This window comes from Vibrio agarivorans, assembly GCF_030409635.1.
Lineage (GTDB): Bacteria > Pseudomonadota > Gammaproteobacteria > Enterobacterales > Vibrionaceae > Vibrio > Vibrio agarivorans.
In genome coordinates this window covers 733,512-750,845 of sequence record NZ_JAUFQF010000004.1, presented here as the reverse complement: position 1 = coordinate 750,845, position 17,334 = coordinate 733,512, and the positions used below count along the sequence as shown (strand labels likewise).

Annotated in this window: 13 protein-coding genes, 3 tRNA genes and 3 rRNA genes; 11 read left to right on the top strand and 8 right to left on the bottom strand. The window is 46.6% G+C overall.

Annotation, left to right across the window (positions count from 1 at the left end):
- Window positions 1-36 precede the first annotated feature (36 nt).
- Entirely contained in the window at window positions 37-831 is a 795-nt protein-coding gene (murI, locus tag QWZ05_RS11940) for a glutamate racemase (RefSeq protein WP_264878277.1), read from the top strand.
- On the opposite strand, the gene QWZ05_RS11935 is transcribed toward murI, so the two are convergent.
- Complete coding sequence (locus QWZ05_RS11935) at window positions 803-1,255, bottom strand: RNA recognition motif domain-containing protein (RefSeq protein WP_264878278.1); 453 nt, start codon at window positions 1,253-1,255, stop codon at window positions 803-805. The two genes, murI and QWZ05_RS11935, sit on opposite strands and share 29 nt — an antisense overlap.
- 652 nt (window positions 1,256-1,907) lie before the next feature.
- Here QWZ05_RS11935 and QWZ05_RS11930 point away from each other — a divergent pair.
- From QWZ05_RS11930 to QWZ05_RS11900, 7 genes are all read left to right on the top strand, one after another.
- Window positions 1,908-3,460: ribosomal RNA gene (locus QWZ05_RS11930) — 16S ribosomal RNA — on the top strand.
- Between the two features lie 65 nt (window positions 3,461-3,525).
- Window positions 3,526-3,602 (top strand) — tRNA-Ile (locus QWZ05_RS11925).
- Between the two features lie 39 nt (window positions 3,603-3,641).
- Window positions 3,642-3,717: transfer RNA gene (locus QWZ05_RS11920), tRNA-Ala, on the top strand.
- Window positions 3,718-4,042: 325 nt separating this feature from the next.
- A 23S ribosomal RNA gene (locus QWZ05_RS11915) occupies window positions 4,043-6,930 on the top strand.
- A gap of 129 nt (window positions 6,931-7,059) precedes the next feature.
- Window positions 7,060-7,176 (top strand): 5S ribosomal RNA (gene rrf / locus QWZ05_RS11910).
- Together the 16S, 23S and 5S rRNA genes with 3 tRNA genes alongside form the textbook arrangement of a ribosomal RNA operon.
- A gap of 56 nt (window positions 7,177-7,232) precedes the next feature.
- Window positions 7,233-7,309, top strand: a tRNA-Asp gene (locus QWZ05_RS11905).
- 269 nt (window positions 7,310-7,578) lie between these two features.
- Window positions 7,579-7,773, top strand: a complete 195-nt coding sequence (locus QWZ05_RS11900; RefSeq protein WP_264874301.1) for a hypothetical protein — start codon at window positions 7,579-7,581, stop codon at window positions 7,771-7,773.
- Between the two features lie 53 nt (window positions 7,774-7,826).
- Here the strand turns inward: QWZ05_RS11900 and QWZ05_RS11895 are convergent, their stop codons facing one another.
- A complete protein-coding gene (locus QWZ05_RS11895; protein WP_264874300.1) occupies window positions 7,827-8,693 on the bottom strand; it encodes a YicC/YloC family endoribonuclease in 867 nt (288 codons plus the stop codon).
- A gap of 180 nt (window positions 8,694-8,873) precedes the next feature.
- Between QWZ05_RS11895 and rph the strand changes: the two genes are divergently transcribed.
- Together rph and pyrE are read left to right on the top strand one after the other, a co-directional pair.
- Window positions 8,874-9,590, top strand: coding sequence for a ribonuclease PH (gene rph, locus QWZ05_RS11890; protein WP_290298565.1), 717 nt, complete (start codon window positions 8,874-8,876; stop codon window positions 9,588-9,590).
- Between the two features lie 122 nt (window positions 9,591-9,712).
- The gene (gene pyrE, locus QWZ05_RS11885) at window positions 9,713-10,354 is read left to right on the top strand and encodes an orotate phosphoribosyltransferase (protein ID WP_264874298.1); all 642 of its coding nucleotides are present in this window, start codon (window positions 9,713-9,715) and stop codon (window positions 10,352-10,354) included.
- Between the two features lie 65 nt (window positions 10,355-10,419).
- Here pyrE and lpxL read toward each other — a convergent pair whose 3' ends face one another.
- The 3 genes from lpxL to coaBC are packed head-to-tail and all read right to left on the bottom strand — an operon-like array spanning window position 10,420 to window position 13,196.
- Window positions 10,420-11,370: an LpxL/LpxP family Kdo(2)-lipid IV(A) lauroyl/palmitoleoyl acyltransferase gene (gene lpxL / locus QWZ05_RS11880; protein ID WP_290298563.1), complete on the bottom strand. Its 951-nt coding sequence runs from the start codon at window positions 11,368-11,370 to the stop codon at window positions 10,420-10,422.
- A 4-nt stretch (window positions 11,371-11,374) separates the two neighbouring features.
- A complete protein-coding gene (slmA, locus tag QWZ05_RS11875) occupies window positions 11,375-11,965 on the bottom strand; it encodes a nucleoid occlusion factor SlmA (protein WP_264874296.1) in 591 nt (196 codons plus the stop codon).
- A 31-nt stretch (window positions 11,966-11,996) separates the two neighbouring features.
- Entirely contained in the window at window positions 11,997-13,196 is a 1,200-nt protein-coding gene (gene coaBC, locus QWZ05_RS11870) for a bifunctional phosphopantothenoylcysteine decarboxylase/phosphopantothenate--cysteine ligase CoaBC (RefSeq protein ID WP_290298561.1), read from the bottom strand.
- A gap of 213 nt (window positions 13,197-13,409) precedes the next feature.
- Between coaBC and radC the strand changes: the two genes are divergently transcribed.
- On the top strand, window positions 13,410-14,093 hold the full coding sequence (radC, locus tag QWZ05_RS11865; RefSeq protein WP_264874294.1) for a RadC family protein: 684 nt from the start codon (window positions 13,410-13,412) through the stop codon (window positions 14,091-14,093).
- Between the two features lie 9 nt (window positions 14,094-14,102).
- On the opposite strand, the gene trmH is transcribed toward radC, so the two are convergent.
- The 3 genes from trmH to rpoZ form a co-directional block, all read right to left on the bottom strand.
- The gene (gene trmH, locus QWZ05_RS11860; protein WP_264874293.1) at window positions 14,103-14,792 is read right to left on the bottom strand and encodes a tRNA (guanosine(18)-2'-O)-methyltransferase TrmH; all 690 of its coding nucleotides are present in this window, start codon (window positions 14,790-14,792) and stop codon (window positions 14,103-14,105) included.
- A gap of 69 nt (window positions 14,793-14,861) precedes the next feature.
- Window positions 14,862-16,982 (bottom strand): bifunctional GTP diphosphokinase/guanosine-3',5'-bis pyrophosphate 3'-pyrophosphohydrolase, encoded by a 2,121-nt coding sequence (gene spoT, locus QWZ05_RS11855; protein WP_264874292.1) that lies wholly within the window; start codon window positions 16,980-16,982, stop codon window positions 14,862-14,864.
- A gap of 53 nt (window positions 16,983-17,035) precedes the next feature.
- On the bottom strand, window positions 17,036-17,308 hold the full coding sequence (gene rpoZ / locus QWZ05_RS11850) for a DNA-directed RNA polymerase subunit omega (RefSeq protein ID WP_164647124.1): 273 nt from the start codon (window positions 17,306-17,308) through the stop codon (window positions 17,036-17,038).
- Window positions 17,309-17,334: the final 26 nt, after the last annotated feature.

Genomic DNA, 17,334 nt, shown 5'->3' with positions numbered 1-17,334 from the left:
TATTATCGCGATGTTTCATAAAGTAGGTAATTCATCGTGGCAGACCAAACAATCCCTTCAGTTCTGATATTCGACTCTGGTGTCGGTGGTCTGTCCGTCTTTGATGAAATCCAAACGTTGCTCCCGCAGATTAACTACTATTACTTATTCGACAATGAGGCGTACCCATACGGTGAGCTTGCTCATGATGTGTTAGTCAAACGAGCAACCGCATTGATAGAGCAGTTTACACACAAGCATAAAATTGATGTTGTCGTGATAGCTTGTAATACAGCAAGCACAATTGTCTTACCTGCATTAAGAGAAAGCTTAAGTATTCCGGTTGTTGGTGTTGTTCCGGCAATCAAGCCTGCATCAACTGTGGCCCATAAAGCGATTGGTTTGATTGCCACCCCTGCTACGGTGACAAGAGCTTATACCCATGACTTGATTAGAGACTTTGCCCAGAACAAACCCGTTGAGCTTTTAGGTTCAACACGTTTAGTTGAAATGGCAGAGAGCAAGCTTCGCTCACAGGCTGTCGATCTCATTGAGTTAGAGCAACTGTTATTACCGATCAAAAGCAAGGTTGATGTTGCTGTACTTGGCTGTACTCATTTCCCTTTACTGAAAGAAGAGATACAGCGAGTACTAGGTGATCAAATTAGGCTGGTGGATTCAGGTGAAGCAATAGCAAGGCGAGTAAAAGAGATTCTTGGCATGCCAGCGGAAGGTGTACAAGGTAAAAGAGAGATATTCTCTAGTGCAGTTCCTTATGAGCAAGGTGCACTAGAGAAAACGTTAGCTAAGTGGGGGTTCAATGCTATTCAGAGCTCTCCACTTGAGATTTAGGCTCGTTGGCAATACGTACTTTCAACGTCCTTTCCATATAAACGTACTCGTTTAGTTCCTCTATCATTGAATCTGCACTAGCAGAGTCAACAACAACAAAACCAAACCCTCGGCGTTTCCTCGTACGCTTATCTTTCATTAAGCGTACATTAACTACATTGCCATACTCAGCAAAGAGATCTCGAACGTGACCTTCGTTAGCTTTATACGGTAAGTTGCCCACGTAAAGAGTCGTGGTATTAATGTCATCATCATCGCTTTCGTTGACTGCACTTGTAGAAGGACCAGCAAAGTTAACAAGCAGCGCAGTAACAAAAACACCAATTAGAAAGGCAAGGCTAGGCGTGATTGGAATCATGCTAAAAGCGATTCCACCGACAATAGCGATAGCGATCAGCGAATAATAGAACTTATTTGAATTCATAATTGATTTACTTCGTTAATAAAACAAACAATTAAAACAGAAATTAAACATTTCGATATTACGTTTTCATAGCTCCATTTTCCAATCAATTGATGTGACTTAACTCAAATGTTGAAATTTTATTCAAAAAATGCGCTTTTGGTGAAGAACTGAGCACTTGAAGAGAAAAAACAAAAAAACTTCGAAAAAAGGGTTGTCATCATCTCAAGTCTCCCTATAATGCCGCCTCACCGACACGGAGTGAGACGAAAGTCACACAGCGTGAAGGAGGTGAGAAAAGAAAGTTTAAAAACTTCTTGACTCACTAAACGGAAAGCGTATTATACGCATCCCCAACGACGAGGCGCTAAGCGCAACGGAAGTTGGAAAGCTCTTTAAAAATATAAACCTATCAATCTGTGTGGGCACTCGTTGATGATAATCCACTTTTGGTTTTCACTTTTTTATAAAAAGTAAAATCAAAAAACTGATTCTTCGGAATCAATGACTATCAATGAACTGAGTGACCAATTGATACTTCGGTATCAGCACAGTCAATTCATTATCGTTCTGTTGGAACGATAATAGCTTTAAAATTACTTCTTACTTTCGAGTGAGAATGAGTTTTGAAGTCAGTATTCATTGAGTCAGTCCTTATGGACATCAAAATCTTAAATTGAAGAGTTTGATCATGGCTCAGATTGAACGCTGGCGGCAGGCCTAACACATGCAAGTCGAGCGGAAACGACTTAACTGAACCTTCGGGGAACGTTAAGGGCGTCGAGCGGCGGACGGGTGAGTAATGCCTGGGAATATGCCTTGATGTGGGGGATAACTATTGGAAACGATAGCTAATACCGCATAATGCCTTCGGGCCAAAGAGGGGGACCTTCGGGCCTCTCGCGTCAAGATTAGCCCAGGTGGGATTAGCTAGTTGGTGAGGTAAAGGCTCACCAAGGCGACGATCCCTAGCTGGTCTGAGAGGATGATCAGCCACACTGGAACTGAGACACGGTCCAGACTCCTACGGGAGGCAGCAGTGGGGAATATTGCACAATGGGCGCAAGCCTGATGCAGCCATGCCGCGTGTGTGAAGAAGGCCTTCGGGTTGTAAAGCACTTTCAGTCGTGAGGAAGGTAGTGTAGTTAATAGCTGCATTATTTGACGTTAGCGACAGAAGAAGCACCGGCTAACTCCGTGCCAGCAGCCGCGGTAATACGGAGGGTGCGAGCGTTAATCGGAATTACTGGGCGTAAAGCGCATGCAGGTGGGTGATTAAGTCAGATGTGAAAGCCCGGGGCTCAACCTCGGAACAGCATTTGAAACTGGTCAGCTAGAGTACTGTAGAGGGGGGTAGAATTTCAGGTGTAGCGGTGAAATGCGTAGAGATCTGAAGGAATACCAGTGGCGAAGGCGGCCCCCTGGACAGATACTGACACTCAGATGCGAAAGCGTGGGGAGCAAACAGGATTAGATACCCTGGTAGTCCACGCCGTAAACGATGTCTACTTGGAGGTTGTGGCCTTGAGCCGTGGCTTTCGGAGCTAACGCGTTAAGTAGACCGCCTGGGGAGTACGGTCGCAAGATTAAAACTCAAATGAATTGACGGGGGCCCGCACAAGCGGTGGAGCATGTGGTTTAATTCGATGCAACGCGAAGAACCTTACCTACTCTTGACATCCAGAGAACTTAGCAGAGATGCTTTGGTGCCTTCGGGAACTCTGAGACAGGTGCTGCATGGCTGTCGTCAGCTCGTGTTGTGAAATGTTGGGTTAAGTCCCGCAACGAGCGCAACCCTTATCCTTGTTTGCCAGCGAGTAATGTCGGGAACTCCAGGGAGACTGCCGGTGATAAACCGGAGGAAGGTGGGGACGACGTCAAGTCATCATGGCCCTTACGAGTAGGGCTACACACGTGCTACAATGGCGCATACAGAGGGCAGCAAGCTAGCGATAGTGAGCGAATCCCAAAAAGTGCGTCGTAGTCCGGATTGGAGTCTGCAACTCGACTCCATGAAGTCGGAATCGCTAGTAATCGTAGATCAGAATGCTACGGTGAATACGTTCCCGGGCCTTGTACACACCGCCCGTCACACCATGGGAGTGGGCTGCAAAAGAAGTGGGTAGTTTAACCTTCGGGAGGACGCTCACCACTTTGTGGTTCATGACTGGGGTGAAGTCGTAACAAGGTAGCCCTAGGGGAACCTGGGGCTGGATCACCTCCTTATACGATGATTATTGCGATGAGTGTTCACACAGATTGATGGTTTATAGAATTGAAGAGACGATGTCGGGTCTGTAGCTCAGGTGGTTAGAGCGTTCGCCTGATAAGCGAGAGGTCGGTGGTTCAAGTCCACTCAGACCCACCAATTTCCTTCCCAAGAAATTGGCAATGACATCACACTGATGGGGCTATAGCTCAGCTGGGAGAGCGCCTGCCTTGCACGCAGGAGGTCAGCAGTTCGATCCTGCTTAGCTCCACCATCTTTAAGCGCATTTCTTTTGAAATAGAAAGCCTTAAGTGCTCTTAAAAATGGTTACTTCACGAGAAGTAATTTGCTCTTTAAAAATTTGGAAAGCTGACGAATAACAACAATCCCCATCTCTATGAGATGCGTTGTTATTCAAATTAAAAGTTCTCAAATCCTAAAACTACGGTTTTAGGTACCAACACACATTCAAGTGTTCTTGGAAAGTATCGAAAGATACTTAATATTTGAGTCCGGCAAAATCGAGTCTGCATCATGTATAAAAATTGCAGACAACTTTGGTTGTTTAAACGACAACTCGAAACTCCTTCGGGTTGTATGGTTAAGTGACTAAGCGTACACGGTGGATGCCTTGGCAGTCAGAGGCGATGAAAGGCGTATTAACTTGCGATAAGCTCAGATTAGGTAGTAAAAACCTGTGAGTCTGAGATTCCTGAATGGGGAAACCCAGCACCATAAGGTGTTATCACTAACTGAATACATAGGTTAGTGAGGCGAACCGGGGGAACTGAAACATCTAAGTACCCCGAGGAAAAGAAATCAACCGAGATTCCGAAAGTAGCGGCGAGCGAAATTGGACTAGCCCTTAAGCTTTTAGTGAGACAGACGAACACGCTGGAAAGCGTGGCAGTAAAGGGTGATAGCCCCGTAGTCGACATCTCATCATCAGTGAAATCGAGTAGGGCGGGACACGTGATATCCTGTCTGAATATGGGGGGACCATCCTCCAAGGCTAAATACTACTGACTGACCGATAGTGAACCAGTACCGTGAGGGAAAGGCGAAAAGAACCCCTGTGAGGGGAGTGAAATAGAACCTGAAACCGTGTACGTACAAGCAGTAGGAGCACCTTCGTGGTGTGACTGCGTACCTTTTGTATAATGGGTCAGCGACTTATATTCAGTAGCAAGGTTAACCATCTAGGGGAGCCGTAGAGAAATCGAGTCTTAACTGGGCGTCGAGTTGCTGGATATAGACCCGAAACCAGGTGATCTAGCCATGGGCAGGTTGAAGGTTGAGTAACATCAACTGGAGGACCGAACCGACTAATGTTGAAAAATTAGCGGATGACTTGTGGCTAGGGGTGAAAGGCCAATCAAACCTGGAGATAGCTGGTTCTCCCCGAAATCTATTTAGGTAGAGCCTCGGACGAATACCACTGGGGGTAGAGCACTGTTAAGGCTAGGGGGTCATCCCGACTTACCAACCCTTTGCAAACTCCGAATACCAGTGAGTACTATCCGGGAGACACACGGCGGGTGCTAACGTCCGTCGTGGAGAGGGAAACAACCCAGACCGCCAGCTAAGGTCCCAAAGTATAGCTAAGTGGGAAACGATGTGGGAAGGCTTAGACAGCTAGGATGTTGGCTTAGAAGCAGCCATCATTTAAAGAAAGCGTAATAGCTCACTAGTCGAGTCGGCCTGCGCGGAAGATGTAACGGGGCTAAGCTATACACCGAAGCTGCGGCAATGACTTTTAGTCATTGGGTAGGGGAGCGTTCTGTAAGCCGCTGAAGGTGGACTGTAAGGTCTGCTGGAGGTATCAGAAGTGCGAATGCTGACATGAGTAACGATAAAGGGGGTGAAAAACCTCCTCGCCGGAAGACCAAGGGTTCCTGTCCAACGTTAATCGGGGCAGGGTAAGTCGACCCCTAAGGCGAGGCCGAAAGGCGTAGTCGATGGGAAACGGGTTAATATTCCCGTACTTCTTACAATTGCGATGGGGGGACGGAGAAGGCTAGGTGGGCCTGGCGATGGTTGTCCAGGTTCAAGTGCGTAGGCTTAAGAGTTAGGTAAATCCGGCTCTTTTTAAGGCTGAGACACGATGTCGAGCTACTACGGTAGTGAAGTCATTGATGCCATGCTTCCAGGAAAAGCCTCTAAGCTTCAGATTGTAAGGAATCGTACCCCAAACCGACACAGGTGGTCGGGTAGAGAATACCAAGGCGCTTGAGAGAACTCGGGTGAAGGAACTAGGCAAAATGGTACCGTAACTTCGGGAGAAGGTACGCTCCTCGCGGTGAAGTCCCTTGCGGATGGAGCTATGGGGAGTCGCAGATACCAGGTGGCTGCAACTGTTTATTAAAAACACAGCACTGTGCAAAATCGTAAGATGACGTATACGGTGTGACGCCTGCCCGGTGCCGGAAGGTTAATTGATGGGGTTAGACTTAGGTCGAAGCTCTTGATCGAAGCCCCGGTAAACGGCGGCCGTAACTATAACGGTCCTAAGGTAGCGAAATTCCTTGTCGGGTAAGTTCCGACCTGCACGAATGGCGTAATGATGGCCACGCTGTCTCCACCCGAGACTCAGTGAAATTGAAATCGCTGTGAAGATGCAGTGTACCCGCGGCTAGACGGAAAGACCCCGTGAACCTTTACTACAGCTTGGCACTGAACATTGAGCCTACATGTGTAGGATAGGTGGGAGGCTTTGAAACTAGTACGCCAGTATTAGTGGAGCCGACCTTGAAATACCACCCTTGTATGTTTGATGTTCTAACTTAGCCCCATTATCTGGGGTGAGGACAGTGCCTGGTGGGTAGTTTGACTGGGGCGGTCTCCTCCCAAAGAGTAACGGAGGAGCACGAAGGTGGGCTAATCACGGTTGGACATCGTGAGGTTAGTGCAATGGCATAAGCCCGCTTGACTGCGAGAATGACAATTCGAGCAGGTGCGAAAGCAGGTCATAGTGATCCGGTGGTTCTGTATGGAAGGGCCATCGCTCAACGGATAAAAGGTACTCCGGGGATAACAGGCTGATACCGCCCAAGAGTTCATATCGACGGCGGTGTTTGGCACCTCGATGTCGGCTCATCACATCCTGGGGCTGAAGTCGGTCCCAAGGGTATGGCTGTTCGCCATTTAAAGTGGTACGCGAGCTGGGTTTAGAACGTCGTGAGACAGTTCGGTCCCTATCTGCCGTGGGCGTTGGAAGATTGAAGGGGGCTGCTCCTAGTACGAGAGGACCGGAGTGGACGAACCTCTGGTGTTCGGGTTGTCATGCCAATGGCATTGCCCGGTAGCTAAGTTCGGAATCGATAACCGCTGAAAGCATCTAAGCGGGAAGCGAGCCCTGAGATGAGTCTTCCCTGGCACTTTAAGTGTCCTAAAGGGTTGTTCGAGACTAGAACGTTGATAGGCAGGGTGTGTAAGCGTTGTGAGGCGTTGAGCTAACCTGTACTAATTGCCCGTGAGGCTTAACCATACAACACCCAAGGGGTTTTGATGGACTCAAAGCTAAGAACTTTGAATGTGTATTGATGACTTTTATATAGCTTTCCAGACTTTTTGTTTTTACTTTTTTAGAAAAAGTGAAGACGAAAAACAGAATTTGCTTGGCGACCATAGCATTGTGGACCCACCTGATTTCCATGCCGAACTCAGAAGTGAAACGCAATAGCGCCGATGGTAGTGTGGGGCTTCCCCATGTGAGAGTAGGACATCGCCAGGCTTTGAACATTATCTGTTTAAAGCACGTTTTAGATAAGACTTTAAATAGACCACTGCGGAGTGGTAGTTCAGTTGGTTAGAATACCGGCCTGTCACGCCGGGGGTCGCGGGTTCGAGTCCCGTCCACTCCGCCACTTATTAGAAAGCCCTGCTAGAAATAGCAGGGCTTTTTTACGTTTGAACATTTTCACTCTACTAGTCTTTTACCTATATTTGGTGAGTCTTTGTCCCTCTTTCTAGCTTGCTCTTGATCTCAAACTCGATAATAAACAAGTACTAATTCTGGGTTGGTGTACAAAATGTGAGCATGAACGGTTCTGATTTTGTATTTGATGCTATTTTTAATTCTTCCGATTACATACTGAAGTACTTACCTAAGCATGATTGAAAGGAGAACAATAAGATGGCAACGATTAAACAAGAGATACCACATCGTGTAACTGTCTATCATGATAGCCCTGATCAGGAGAAAGAGTTGAAGAATGCTATGCTGCCTGAGAAACCTCGCTACTTTAATGGCAATCCTACATACAAGGGCGAAAATTTGGATGATTTTAAAGACCGTTTAAGTGCCGTTGGTATGTCGGTAGACAACTAGATATAAAAAAGCCCCGACTAGAGTTCGGGGCTTTCTATTAGTAAGTAGACAACTTATTCAATATTCTGGATCTGTTCGCGCATTTGTTCGATGAGAACTTTAAGCTCAACGCCAGAAGCGGTGATATCAGTACTGATTGACTTTGACGCCAGTGTATTTGATTCACGGTTGAACTCTTGCATCATAAAGTCAAGACGGCGACCCACAGCTCCACCTTTCTTCAGGATGTTTGTCGCCTCTTTCACGTGTGAATCAAGACGGTCTAATTCCTCAGCGACATCAGATTTCTGTGCTAGTAAGATGAGTTCTTGCTCTACACGTGTTGGATCTAAATCGACTTTAGCGTCTTCAAATTTACCCAGTAAACGCTCACGTTGCCATTCAAGGATCTCTGGCATACGAGCGCGAACTTTGGTGACTTCCGAGGTAATGGCTTCTAAGCGTTGATCGATCAGTGCTTTCATGTTTTCACCTTCACGACCTCGAGCTTCAATGAACTCACTTAGCGCTTCATCAAATGCTTTCAGCAATGTCGTATTAATTGCATCCATGTCTTGCTCAGGTGTTTCCATAACACCAGGCCACTGCATTACTTGGAAAGGATTAAGACGACTGCTTTCACCTGTAATCGTCATTATTTGGTTTGCAGCATCGACGACTTGCTTTGCTAGACTTTCGTTGATGGTTAGCTCACCTTTTGCGGCAGGGTTTGCTTCAAAACGCAGAGCACATTCAACTTTACCTCGAGCAAGACGCTTACGAAAGCGCTCACGTAGCACAGGCTCAAGTGCACGGAATTGTTCTGGCATGCGGAAATAGGTCTCTAGGTAGCGTTGGTTAACACTACGAATTTCCCAAATTGCAGTGCCCCAGTCGCCTTTAACTTCTTTACGCGCGTAGGCTGTCATACTAAAAATCATTGAATTTTCCTGTCTAATATTTTGAAAATTTACAGCGCAATAGTAGCACATCCTAACACTCGATTTGTTGCTTCTCGGTTTCCTGATGCATATTCTTTAATCTGTTAGCGAAATATCCTTGTTTCCGCTATAATCTTGCCCCAATCAAATCCCATACCTCACTTGATAAGGTTATTGTCTATGCGTCCAAACGATCGTGCTAAAGACCAAGTTCGTCCTATTAAGATTACTCGTAACTACACGGCGTATGCCGAAGGCTCTGTGTTAGTTGAATTTGGTAACACGAAGGTTCTTTGTAATGCGACAGTAGAGGAAAATGTTCCTCGCTGGTTAAAAGGCCAGGGCAAAGGTTGGGTGACAGCTGAATATGGGATGTTGCCACGTGCGACTCATTCTCGTACTCGTCGTGAAGCGGCTAGCGGTAAGCAAGGTGGCCGTACGATGGAGATCCAACGCCTGATTGCTCGCAGTCTACGCGCTGTTGTTGATCTAGGGGCGATGGGTGAGATCATGATTACTGTTGATTGTGATGTGATTCAAGCTGATGGCGGTACGCGTACTGCTTCTATTTCTGGTGCAAGTGTCGCGATGGCTGATGCGTTTCAGTACCTAGTGAATAAAGGCAAATTGAAAGCTAACCCGATGAAGGGGCACGTTGCAGCAGTGTCTGTTGGTATCCTTGGTGAAGACGTACTTTGTGATCTTGAGTACGTTGAAGACTCAGCAGCAGACACAGATATGAACGTCGTTATGACGGAAGAAGGTAAGATGATTGAGATTCAAGGTACTGCCGAAGGTGAACCGTTCAGTCATGAAGAACTTCTTGATTTGTTAGCTTCAGCTAAGAAAGGCATTACAGAAATTGTTGCTGTGCAGAAAGCTGCACTGGCAGATTAGTTTTTATAGCTCCCATTGTGGGGGCTATTTTTTTGTCTGTGTTATGGCTTAGGCGATGACATAGTGTTTGAGTAAACCTGTTAGTTTTCCTCCCACTAACACTTTTATATAGAGAGACACCAATGAAAGCATACCAGCGTGAGTTTATTGAATTTGCACTAGAGAAAGAAGTTTTGAAGTTTGGCGAGTTTACACTGAAATCAGGTCGTAAAAGCCCATACTTTTTTAACGCTGGCTTGTTTAACACTGGTCGTGACCTTGCTCGTCTAGGTCGTTTTTACGCGGCGGCACTGGCTGATTCAGGTATCGATTATGACGTGTTGTTTGGCCCTGCATACAAAGGTATTCCAATTGCAACAACAACAGCGGTTGCCCTAGCTGACCATCACGATACGGACACTCCATACTGTTTCAACCGTAAAGAAGCAAAAGACCATGGTGAAGGTGGCAACTTAGTAGGTAGCCCGTTAGAAGGTCGTATTATGCTGGTTGATGATGTGATCACTGCAGGCACTGCGATTCGTGAGTCAATGGAGATCATCAAAGCGAATGGTGCAGACCTGGCTGGTGTATTGGTTGCGATTGACCGTCAAGAGAAAGGTAAAGGTGAGCTATCGGCAATTCAAGAAGTGGAGCGTGACTTTGGTTGTGCGGTCATTTCTATTGTAAGCCTGACTGATCTAATTACTTTCCTTGAAGAAAAGGGCGGTAACACAGAGCACCTAGAAGCGGTTAAAGCCTACCGCGCTGAGTACGGAATCTAATTTCGCCACTTTATTTGATGTAAAAAAGGTATCCATTTGGATACCTTTTTAATTTCTATTGCTTTTTAGTGATAACGACTGCCTTTCTCGGCTTTTTCATCTGCCATGGTTTTAAAGCGCTTATGTAGCCACATCCATTGCGCCGGCGCGCGCATGATGATCATCTCTACATATTTGTTCATGTAGGCTGCGGCAGCTTTCATGTCTTTTTGCGGGTAGCCTGACTCAATGGATTGATCGGCCATAATCTCATACTTACCGTGCTCGTTTCTAAAGCCCGAACCTGGGACAATTGCGCAATGACTGGTGTAAGCCAGAATACTTGTTCCTGTCGTCGTACAGGCGTCTTCTACAGCAAAAAACGGCACGAACTCGGATTTATTGCGTCCGTAGTCGTGGTCCGGTAGGTAGAACAACCTTTCACCTTGGCGCAGAATTTTAATCATGAACTTCACATCTTTACGGTCGATGAGCTTGTTGCCGTTGTGTGTTCTTCCCCAGTATTGAATAAAATTGTAGGCAGGGTTGTTATGCGGACGAAAAGCGCCGTAGCCAGGCACACCTAATACTGCAAAGGCTCGTGCGGTGATCTCAAGGTTGAGTGCATGGACGCAGCATAGTAAGACCCCTTTTCCTGCCTCTGCATGCTCCCTTACAGCCGACATGTCTTTTTCAACAAGTAAGCGCTTGAAGCGCCAAGTCGGCCAGAACCAAGTGATACCCGTTTCGATTAGGGCTAAACCTGTGTTCTCAAAGTTCTCTACGACTAGTTGCTCACGTTGCTGCTCATCCATCTCAGGGAATGCAAGATCGAGATTACGCTTTGCTACGGCAACCCGTTTCTTGCCATAGCGCATACCAATACGGCCTAAGCGCTTACCAAGATTAAGTAGCAAGGAATAAGGCAGAATATTAACCATGATCGCTAATGAACCAAAACCTAGCCAAACTCCCCAATTTTTGGGGTGTAGTAGTGATAGAGAGAATTTGGGTGCTGCGTATTTGCTTTTATCCATAGTATTACTTTATCTGTGCACTGAGTAAGGACCAGTATTCTTCAAAGTTAGCCGTTGGCAAATATTTAAAATCAGAGCGAACGAAGCGATTCAGACTACCTTCAACTTGCCCTAGCAATTGTGCAGCTAGGATCTTTTCATCGACAGGGAAGGATTTACCTTCGCGCAGCTTTCTCTCGCGGAGAATCTGGCGCAGAGAGGTCTCAATACGTTCAAATAGCTGGTTGATACGTTCTCTTAGGCGTTCGTTTTCAAACATTAGAGCATGACCTGAAAGAATGCGAGTCAAACCGGGGTTACGTTCAGCAAACGCAAGAATAAGCTGCATTACCATGCGTATTCGATTTAACGTGTCTTTCTCTTCATCGAGGATTCGGTTAATGCGTGACATTAACGACTCCTCAATAAATTCGATTAGCCCTTCAAACATGCGTGCTTTGCTTGGGAAGTGGCGGTACAGAGCTGCTTCTGATACACCCACTTGTTTCGCCAATTTGGCGGTTGTAATACGAGAGGCACCCTCTGTTGACTCTAGCATCTCTGCTAGTGCTTGGAGTATTTCTTCTTTGCGATTGCTTTTTTTGGTCCCAGCCATGCAAACGTTCCTTTTTACTGCTTGATGAGGGTTATAGTTTTTCAGCGATCAGAGTTAGGATCTGTCGTGCTATATCTTGTTTAGTTGCTAGTGATAGTGATTGCTTACCATCAGGCCAGAATGCAGTGATGGCGTTGTTATCACTGTTAAACCCTTGTCCGACTATAGAGACATCATTAGCACATATCATATCGAGGTTTTTGCGCTTCAGCTTACTCTTTGCGTACGCTTCAACGTCTTGTGTCTCTGCGGCAAAGCCTACTGTAAATGGTCGGTTATGACTGATGCTGGCAACATGAGCAATGATGTCAGGGTTTTTCACCATCTTAATATTCATATCGTCCTGACCGTCCACTTTCTTAAGCTTATTGCCAGCAATGGTTTCTGGGCGGTAGTCAGCAACGGCAGCGCAACCAATAAATATGTCTGAGCTGATTGCTTGCTGAGCAGATGCATCAAACATTTGCTGTGCACTTTCAACATTAATGCGATTGACACCATTAGGTGTATTTAGTGAGACAGGGCCCGCGATCAGGTTTACTTCTGCACCTAATGCTTTTGCCGCATCAGCTAACGCAAAGCCCATTTTTCCTGAGCTATGGTTGGAGATGTAGCGCACTGGGTCAATCGCTTCTCGAGTTGGCCCAGCCGTGATTGTTACTGTCTTACCGCTTAGTGACTTTGGGGCGAAGAAGGCCTTGCTGTGCTCAACTAACTGCATGGGTTCAAGCATTCGTCCTGGACCCACATCGCCACAAGCTTGTTCACCGGCAGTTGGCCCCCAAATATTGAAGCCTCTGCGTGTCAGAGTGGCTAGGTTTTCTTGTGTCGCTACATTGCCATACATTTGTTGATTCATAGCCGGCGCAAGTGCAACAGGCGCGTCTGTGGCGAGCACTAAGGTAGTCAGCAGGTCATTACCCATACCAGCAGCCATACGCGCAATTAAATCGGCGGTCGCGGGTGCTAATAGAACAAGGTCTGCCCATTTTGCTAATTCAATATGCCCCATAGAAGCTTCTGCTGCTGGGTCGAACAGGCTTTCAGAAACGGGATGTCCAGAGACGGCTTGCATGGTCAATGGTGTAATGAATTCTTTGGCAGCGTTGGTCATCACTACGCGTACTTGTGCACCACGCTCACTGAGTCGTCGAGTGAGCTCTGCACATTTATAAGCCGCGATACCACCACTAATACCAAGCAGGATTTTTTTACCAGCTAAAGTCGACATATTGAGTAATTCCTTTGTTTTTCTGCGCGCTAAGATAGCATTTTTGTCAGCAAAGTGCCTAGTTTCAGTCAACAGTTCGTAAAGAGATCGATATCAAGTAAGCACTTACTCGCAAGACAGTGATTTTACATCGTTGCGTGTTTTTATCCTCATCTTTGCTCCATTCCCCCTGCTAGTTGTTATCGCTGTGAGTAACTTAAAGGCTTTGCACGAATGAGAGAATGTATTTTGAAGCAGTTACCCAAAGAGTCGATGCCGAGAGAGAAGTTATTGTCCCACGGCCCGGGTGCTTTGACTGATGCAGAGTTGTTGGCGATTTTTCTCAGGACGGGAACGCAAGGTATGAATGTACTGACTCTAGCTGATGTGTTGTTGAAAGACTTTGGTTCACTGAGAGCGCTATTTGCGGCTGATGAAGCCGAATTTTGTTCACATAAAGGACTTGGCCAGGCCAAATATGTGCAGCTTCAAGCGGTATTGGAAATGACGCAGCGTTACCTTGCTGAGACGCTAGAGAGAGGAGAGGCATTGAGCAGCCCAACCCAAACAAAGCTCTATCTATCAAGTTTGCTTCGAGATCGATGTCGAGAAGCTTTTTTTGTACTGTTTTTGGATAATCAGCATCGGGTGATCTCTGATGAGGTTTTGTTTGAAGGGACTATAGACGCAGCCAGTGTCTATCCTAGAGAGGTGGTGAAGCGTTCACTTCACCACAACGCTGCGGCTCTTATTTTGGCTCATAACCATCCTTCGGGGGTTGCTGAACCTAGTCAGGCGGATAGGCGTATCACCCGACGTTTAGTCGATGCTTTATCGCTGGTGGATATTCGCATCCTTGACCACTTCGTGGTAGGAGATGGTGAAGTGGTCTCTTTTGCTGAACGCGGTTGGATGTAAAGTAAGTAATTACTTACCTTTTTGCATCTCTTTCCACCACGCTTCGTCAGCAACAATCTGACCTTCTTCATCGAGTGGTGGATAGGCGAGCCCTTTACGTTTAGCCACTTTCGCCAATACTGGGTGACCACGTTCAAATAGAGTGCGGTGGATATCTTCGGCAGGTACAGAGCTATGTTCTTTGTCGTACATACCGGCAGCTTGGCGTTGTCTTTGCGCTTCATAAAGGATAACAGCGCTAGCAACTGAGACATTCAGTGATTGCACCATGCCAATCATAGGGATGATGATGTCTTGATCGGCCAGCTTTTTCGCTTCTTCTGACGCTCCGAATTTTTCACCGCCTAGGATAATTGCCGTCGGTTTGGTGTAGTCGATTTCACGAAAATCAACCGCGGTATCAGACAGGTTTGTTACCAGAACTTGCATTCCCTGATCTTTAAGGCACTGGATAGCTTCCGCGGTGCTCTCATGTGTATCAACTTCTACCCAGTTTCTCGCGCCCGCTGAAGTGTGGCTCAATGTACGCATCTTTGGATCTGGCCATACCGCATGAATTTTGTGTAACCCGGTAGCATCAGCAGTTCGAATTACAGCGGAAACATTGTTGGGTTTATGTACTTCCTCGAGGCATACCGTGATGTCGGTTTGACGAGACTTAAATACTTGCTGAATTTTGTTGTAGCGTTCTAGGTTCATAGTTCTTGAGGTAGTGTAACGGGGTAGATAAGAAAAGAGCAGCTCGATGAATGAGCTGCTCTTAATAGGTTAGTGTTTTCGACGACGAACTCTAAGAGCATCTGGCATAACACGAATTCGTTTCATGATGCCGGCTAGATGCACACGGTCTTTCGTGGTCAGAAGCACGGTAACGGTATACAAACGACCATCGCGCTCTTCTGTTGAGAGGCCGTGGATATTTGAACCCGTTTTAGAAATGACGTTAGTCAGCTCAGCCAGAGCACCTTGACGGTTTTGCATATCGACTTGCAGCTCAGAGATAAACTCTTGGTCGTACTCTTCTGACCAATCGACAGCCATATACTTGTCAGGCTCTTTTTGGTAGCCACGTACATTTGGACATGTTTCTCGGTGTACAACCAGGCCACGGCCCGGTGAAACATGCGCAATGATGTGATCATCTGGAATCGGGTGACAGCAGTTTGCAAACGTCAGCAGTATACCCTCAGCACCACGAATCGGTAGTTTCTTGTTGGAATCCGATGGGATAGAGCTGGTGGTTGTCAGTTCATCTGTATCGCCCAACAGGCGACGAGCAATGACGATACTCATCAGTTCACCCAAACCAATGGCTGCAAGCAAGTCATCTACGTTGTCTAGACGTAAATCAGTGAGCACTTCTTGGATATTATCAGGGTAGATAGAATCGATAGAGTGTCGACCGAGAGCATGATTGAGTAGGCGACGGCCAAGAGTAACTGACTCTTCACGGCGCATGGTCTTGAGAACTTGACGTATTTTGGTACGAGCGCGGGAAGTCACCACGTAGTTTAGCCACGCAGCATTCGGGCGCGCACCCGGAGCACTGATGATCTCAACAGTTTGACCATTCTTTAGTGCTTTGCTAAGCGGGTAAGGGTGGCGATCAACACGAGCACCAACACATGAATTACCGACATCAGTGTGTACAGCGTAAGCAAAGTCTACGGCAGTAGCCCCTAGTGGTAGCTCAACGATGCGGCCTTTTGGTGTGAAGACATAAATCTCGTCTGGAAACAGATCAGATTTAACGTTTTCAATGAACTCAAACGAGTTACCGGCGCTTTGCTGCAGCTCAAGCAGGCTTTGCATCCAGCGCTGAGCTTTGACTTGTGCCGTTGTACCAGAGCGTTCTGCTTTGTCTTTATATGACCAATGTGCTGCGACACCTTTATCCGCCATCTGATCCATGTCTTCAGTACGAATTTGTACTTCAACAGGTACACCATGAGGGCCAACCATTGAGGTATGTAGAGATTGATAGCCGTTCGCTTTCGGTACCGCAATGTAGTCTTTCATGCGACTAGGACGAGGCTTGTACAAGCTATGGACTTGACCTAAAACGCGATAGCAGTCATCTGCACTGTCGACTACAACACGGAAAGCGTAGATATCCATGATGGTGTGAAAGCGCTGCTCTTTGGTTTTCATCTTGTTGTAGATGGAGAACAGATTCTTTTCACGACCAAAAACACGAGCAGAAACGCCAAACTCTTCAAGTCGACCTTCAATTTCGTTATGGATACGCTGGATCATCTCTTTACGGTTACCACGAGCGGTTTTCACCACTTCTTTGAGGACACGGTACCGATTTGGGTACAGCGCTTCAAAGCCAAGCTCTTCAAGCTCAGTTTTAATATTGTGGATACCTAGGCGGTGTGCCAGTGGAGAGTAGATCTCAAGCGTTTCACGTGCAATACGGCGTTTTTTGTCAGGGCGAAGTGCCCCAAGCGTGCGCATATTGTGCGTGCGGTCGGCCAGCTTGATGAGGATAACGCGAATATCTTGCACCATAGCCAAAACCATCTTACGAAAGTTTTCTGCTTGTGCTTCTTTTCTGTCGCGGAATTTTAGCTTGTCGAGCTTAGAAACACCATCGACCAATTCAGCAACGGCATTGCCAAATTGTGCCTCAAGTTCTTCCTTGGTGACATCACAGTCTTCAATAACATCATGAAGAAGTGCTGCTTGTAGGGTTTCGATATCAAGGCGCATTTCTGCCAAGATTCGAGCTACAGCAACAGGGTGGATGATGTATGGTTCGCCGCTAGAGCGGGTTTGCCCTTCATGGGCGTCGCGCGCTACCACATAAGATTGACGCAGAGCCTCAATTTGAGGCTCTGTTAGGTATTCTTGGGCAACGTCTTTGAGGCTATCGAATAGATACAAATTATGGGCCCGACTAGTTGTGCTTACTGAATAAGAGGGTTCAGTGAGTCGAATTAGCGGCTGTGAGCAATGCTGCTTACTGCTGCTAGTTCAGCTGCTTCTTGTTCTTGTTGTTCTTGACGCTCACGTGCATCTAGAACTTCTTTCGTGATAAGACCTTCTTCGATTTCGCGTAGAGCGATAACCGTTGTCTTATCATTCTCTTCTGGCACTAGTGCATCTTTACCACCAGTTTGCATTTGACGAGCGCGGCGAGCCGCAATAAGAACTAAGTCGAAACGGTTACCAACTTTTTCAACAGCGTCTTGAACAGTTACGCGTGCCATGAGAACTCCAAAATAGTTAACTAAAA

What these genes read in the sequence shown, in the direction of transcription:
- rpoZ (WP_164647124.1), bottom strand. Translation starts at nt 17,308, where the DNA reads ATGGCACGCGTAACTGTTCAAGACGCTGTTGAAAAAGTTGGTAACCGT.
- pyrE (WP_264874298.1), top strand. Translation starts at nt 9,713, where the DNA reads ATGAAAGCATACCAGCGTGAGTTTATTGAATTTGCACTAGAGAAAGAA.
- coaBC (WP_290298561.1), bottom strand. Translation starts at nt 13,196, where the DNA reads ATGTCGACTTTAGCTGGTAAAAAAATCCTGCTTGGTATTAGTGGTGGT.
- rph (WP_290298565.1), top strand. Translation starts at nt 8,874, where the DNA reads ATGCGTCCAAACGATCGTGCTAAAGACCAAGTTCGTCCTATTAAGATT.
- lpxL (WP_290298563.1), bottom strand. Translation starts at nt 11,370, where the DNA reads ATGGATAAAAGCAAATACGCAGCACCCAAATTCTCTCTATCACTACTA.
- QWZ05_RS11895 (WP_264874300.1), bottom strand. Translation starts at nt 8,693, where the DNA reads ATGATTTTTAGTATGACAGCCTACGCGCGTAAAGAAGTTAAAGGCGAC.
- radC (WP_264874294.1), top strand. Translation starts at nt 13,410, where the DNA reads ATGAGAGAATGTATTTTGAAGCAGTTACCCAAAGAGTCGATGCCGAGA.
- trmH (WP_264874293.1), bottom strand. Translation starts at nt 14,792, where the DNA reads ATGAACCTAGAACGCTACAACAAAATTCAGCAAGTATTTAAGTCTCGT.
- QWZ05_RS11900 (WP_264874301.1), top strand. Translation starts at nt 7,579, where the DNA reads ATGGCAACGATTAAACAAGAGATACCACATCGTGTAACTGTCTATCAT.
- QWZ05_RS11935 (WP_264878278.1), bottom strand. Translation starts at nt 1,255, where the DNA reads ATGAATTCAAATAAGTTCTATTATTCGCTGATCGCTATCGCTATTGTC.
- slmA (WP_264874296.1), bottom strand. Translation starts at nt 11,965, where the DNA reads ATGGCTGGGACCAAAAAAAGCAATCGCAAAGAAGAAATACTCCAAGCA.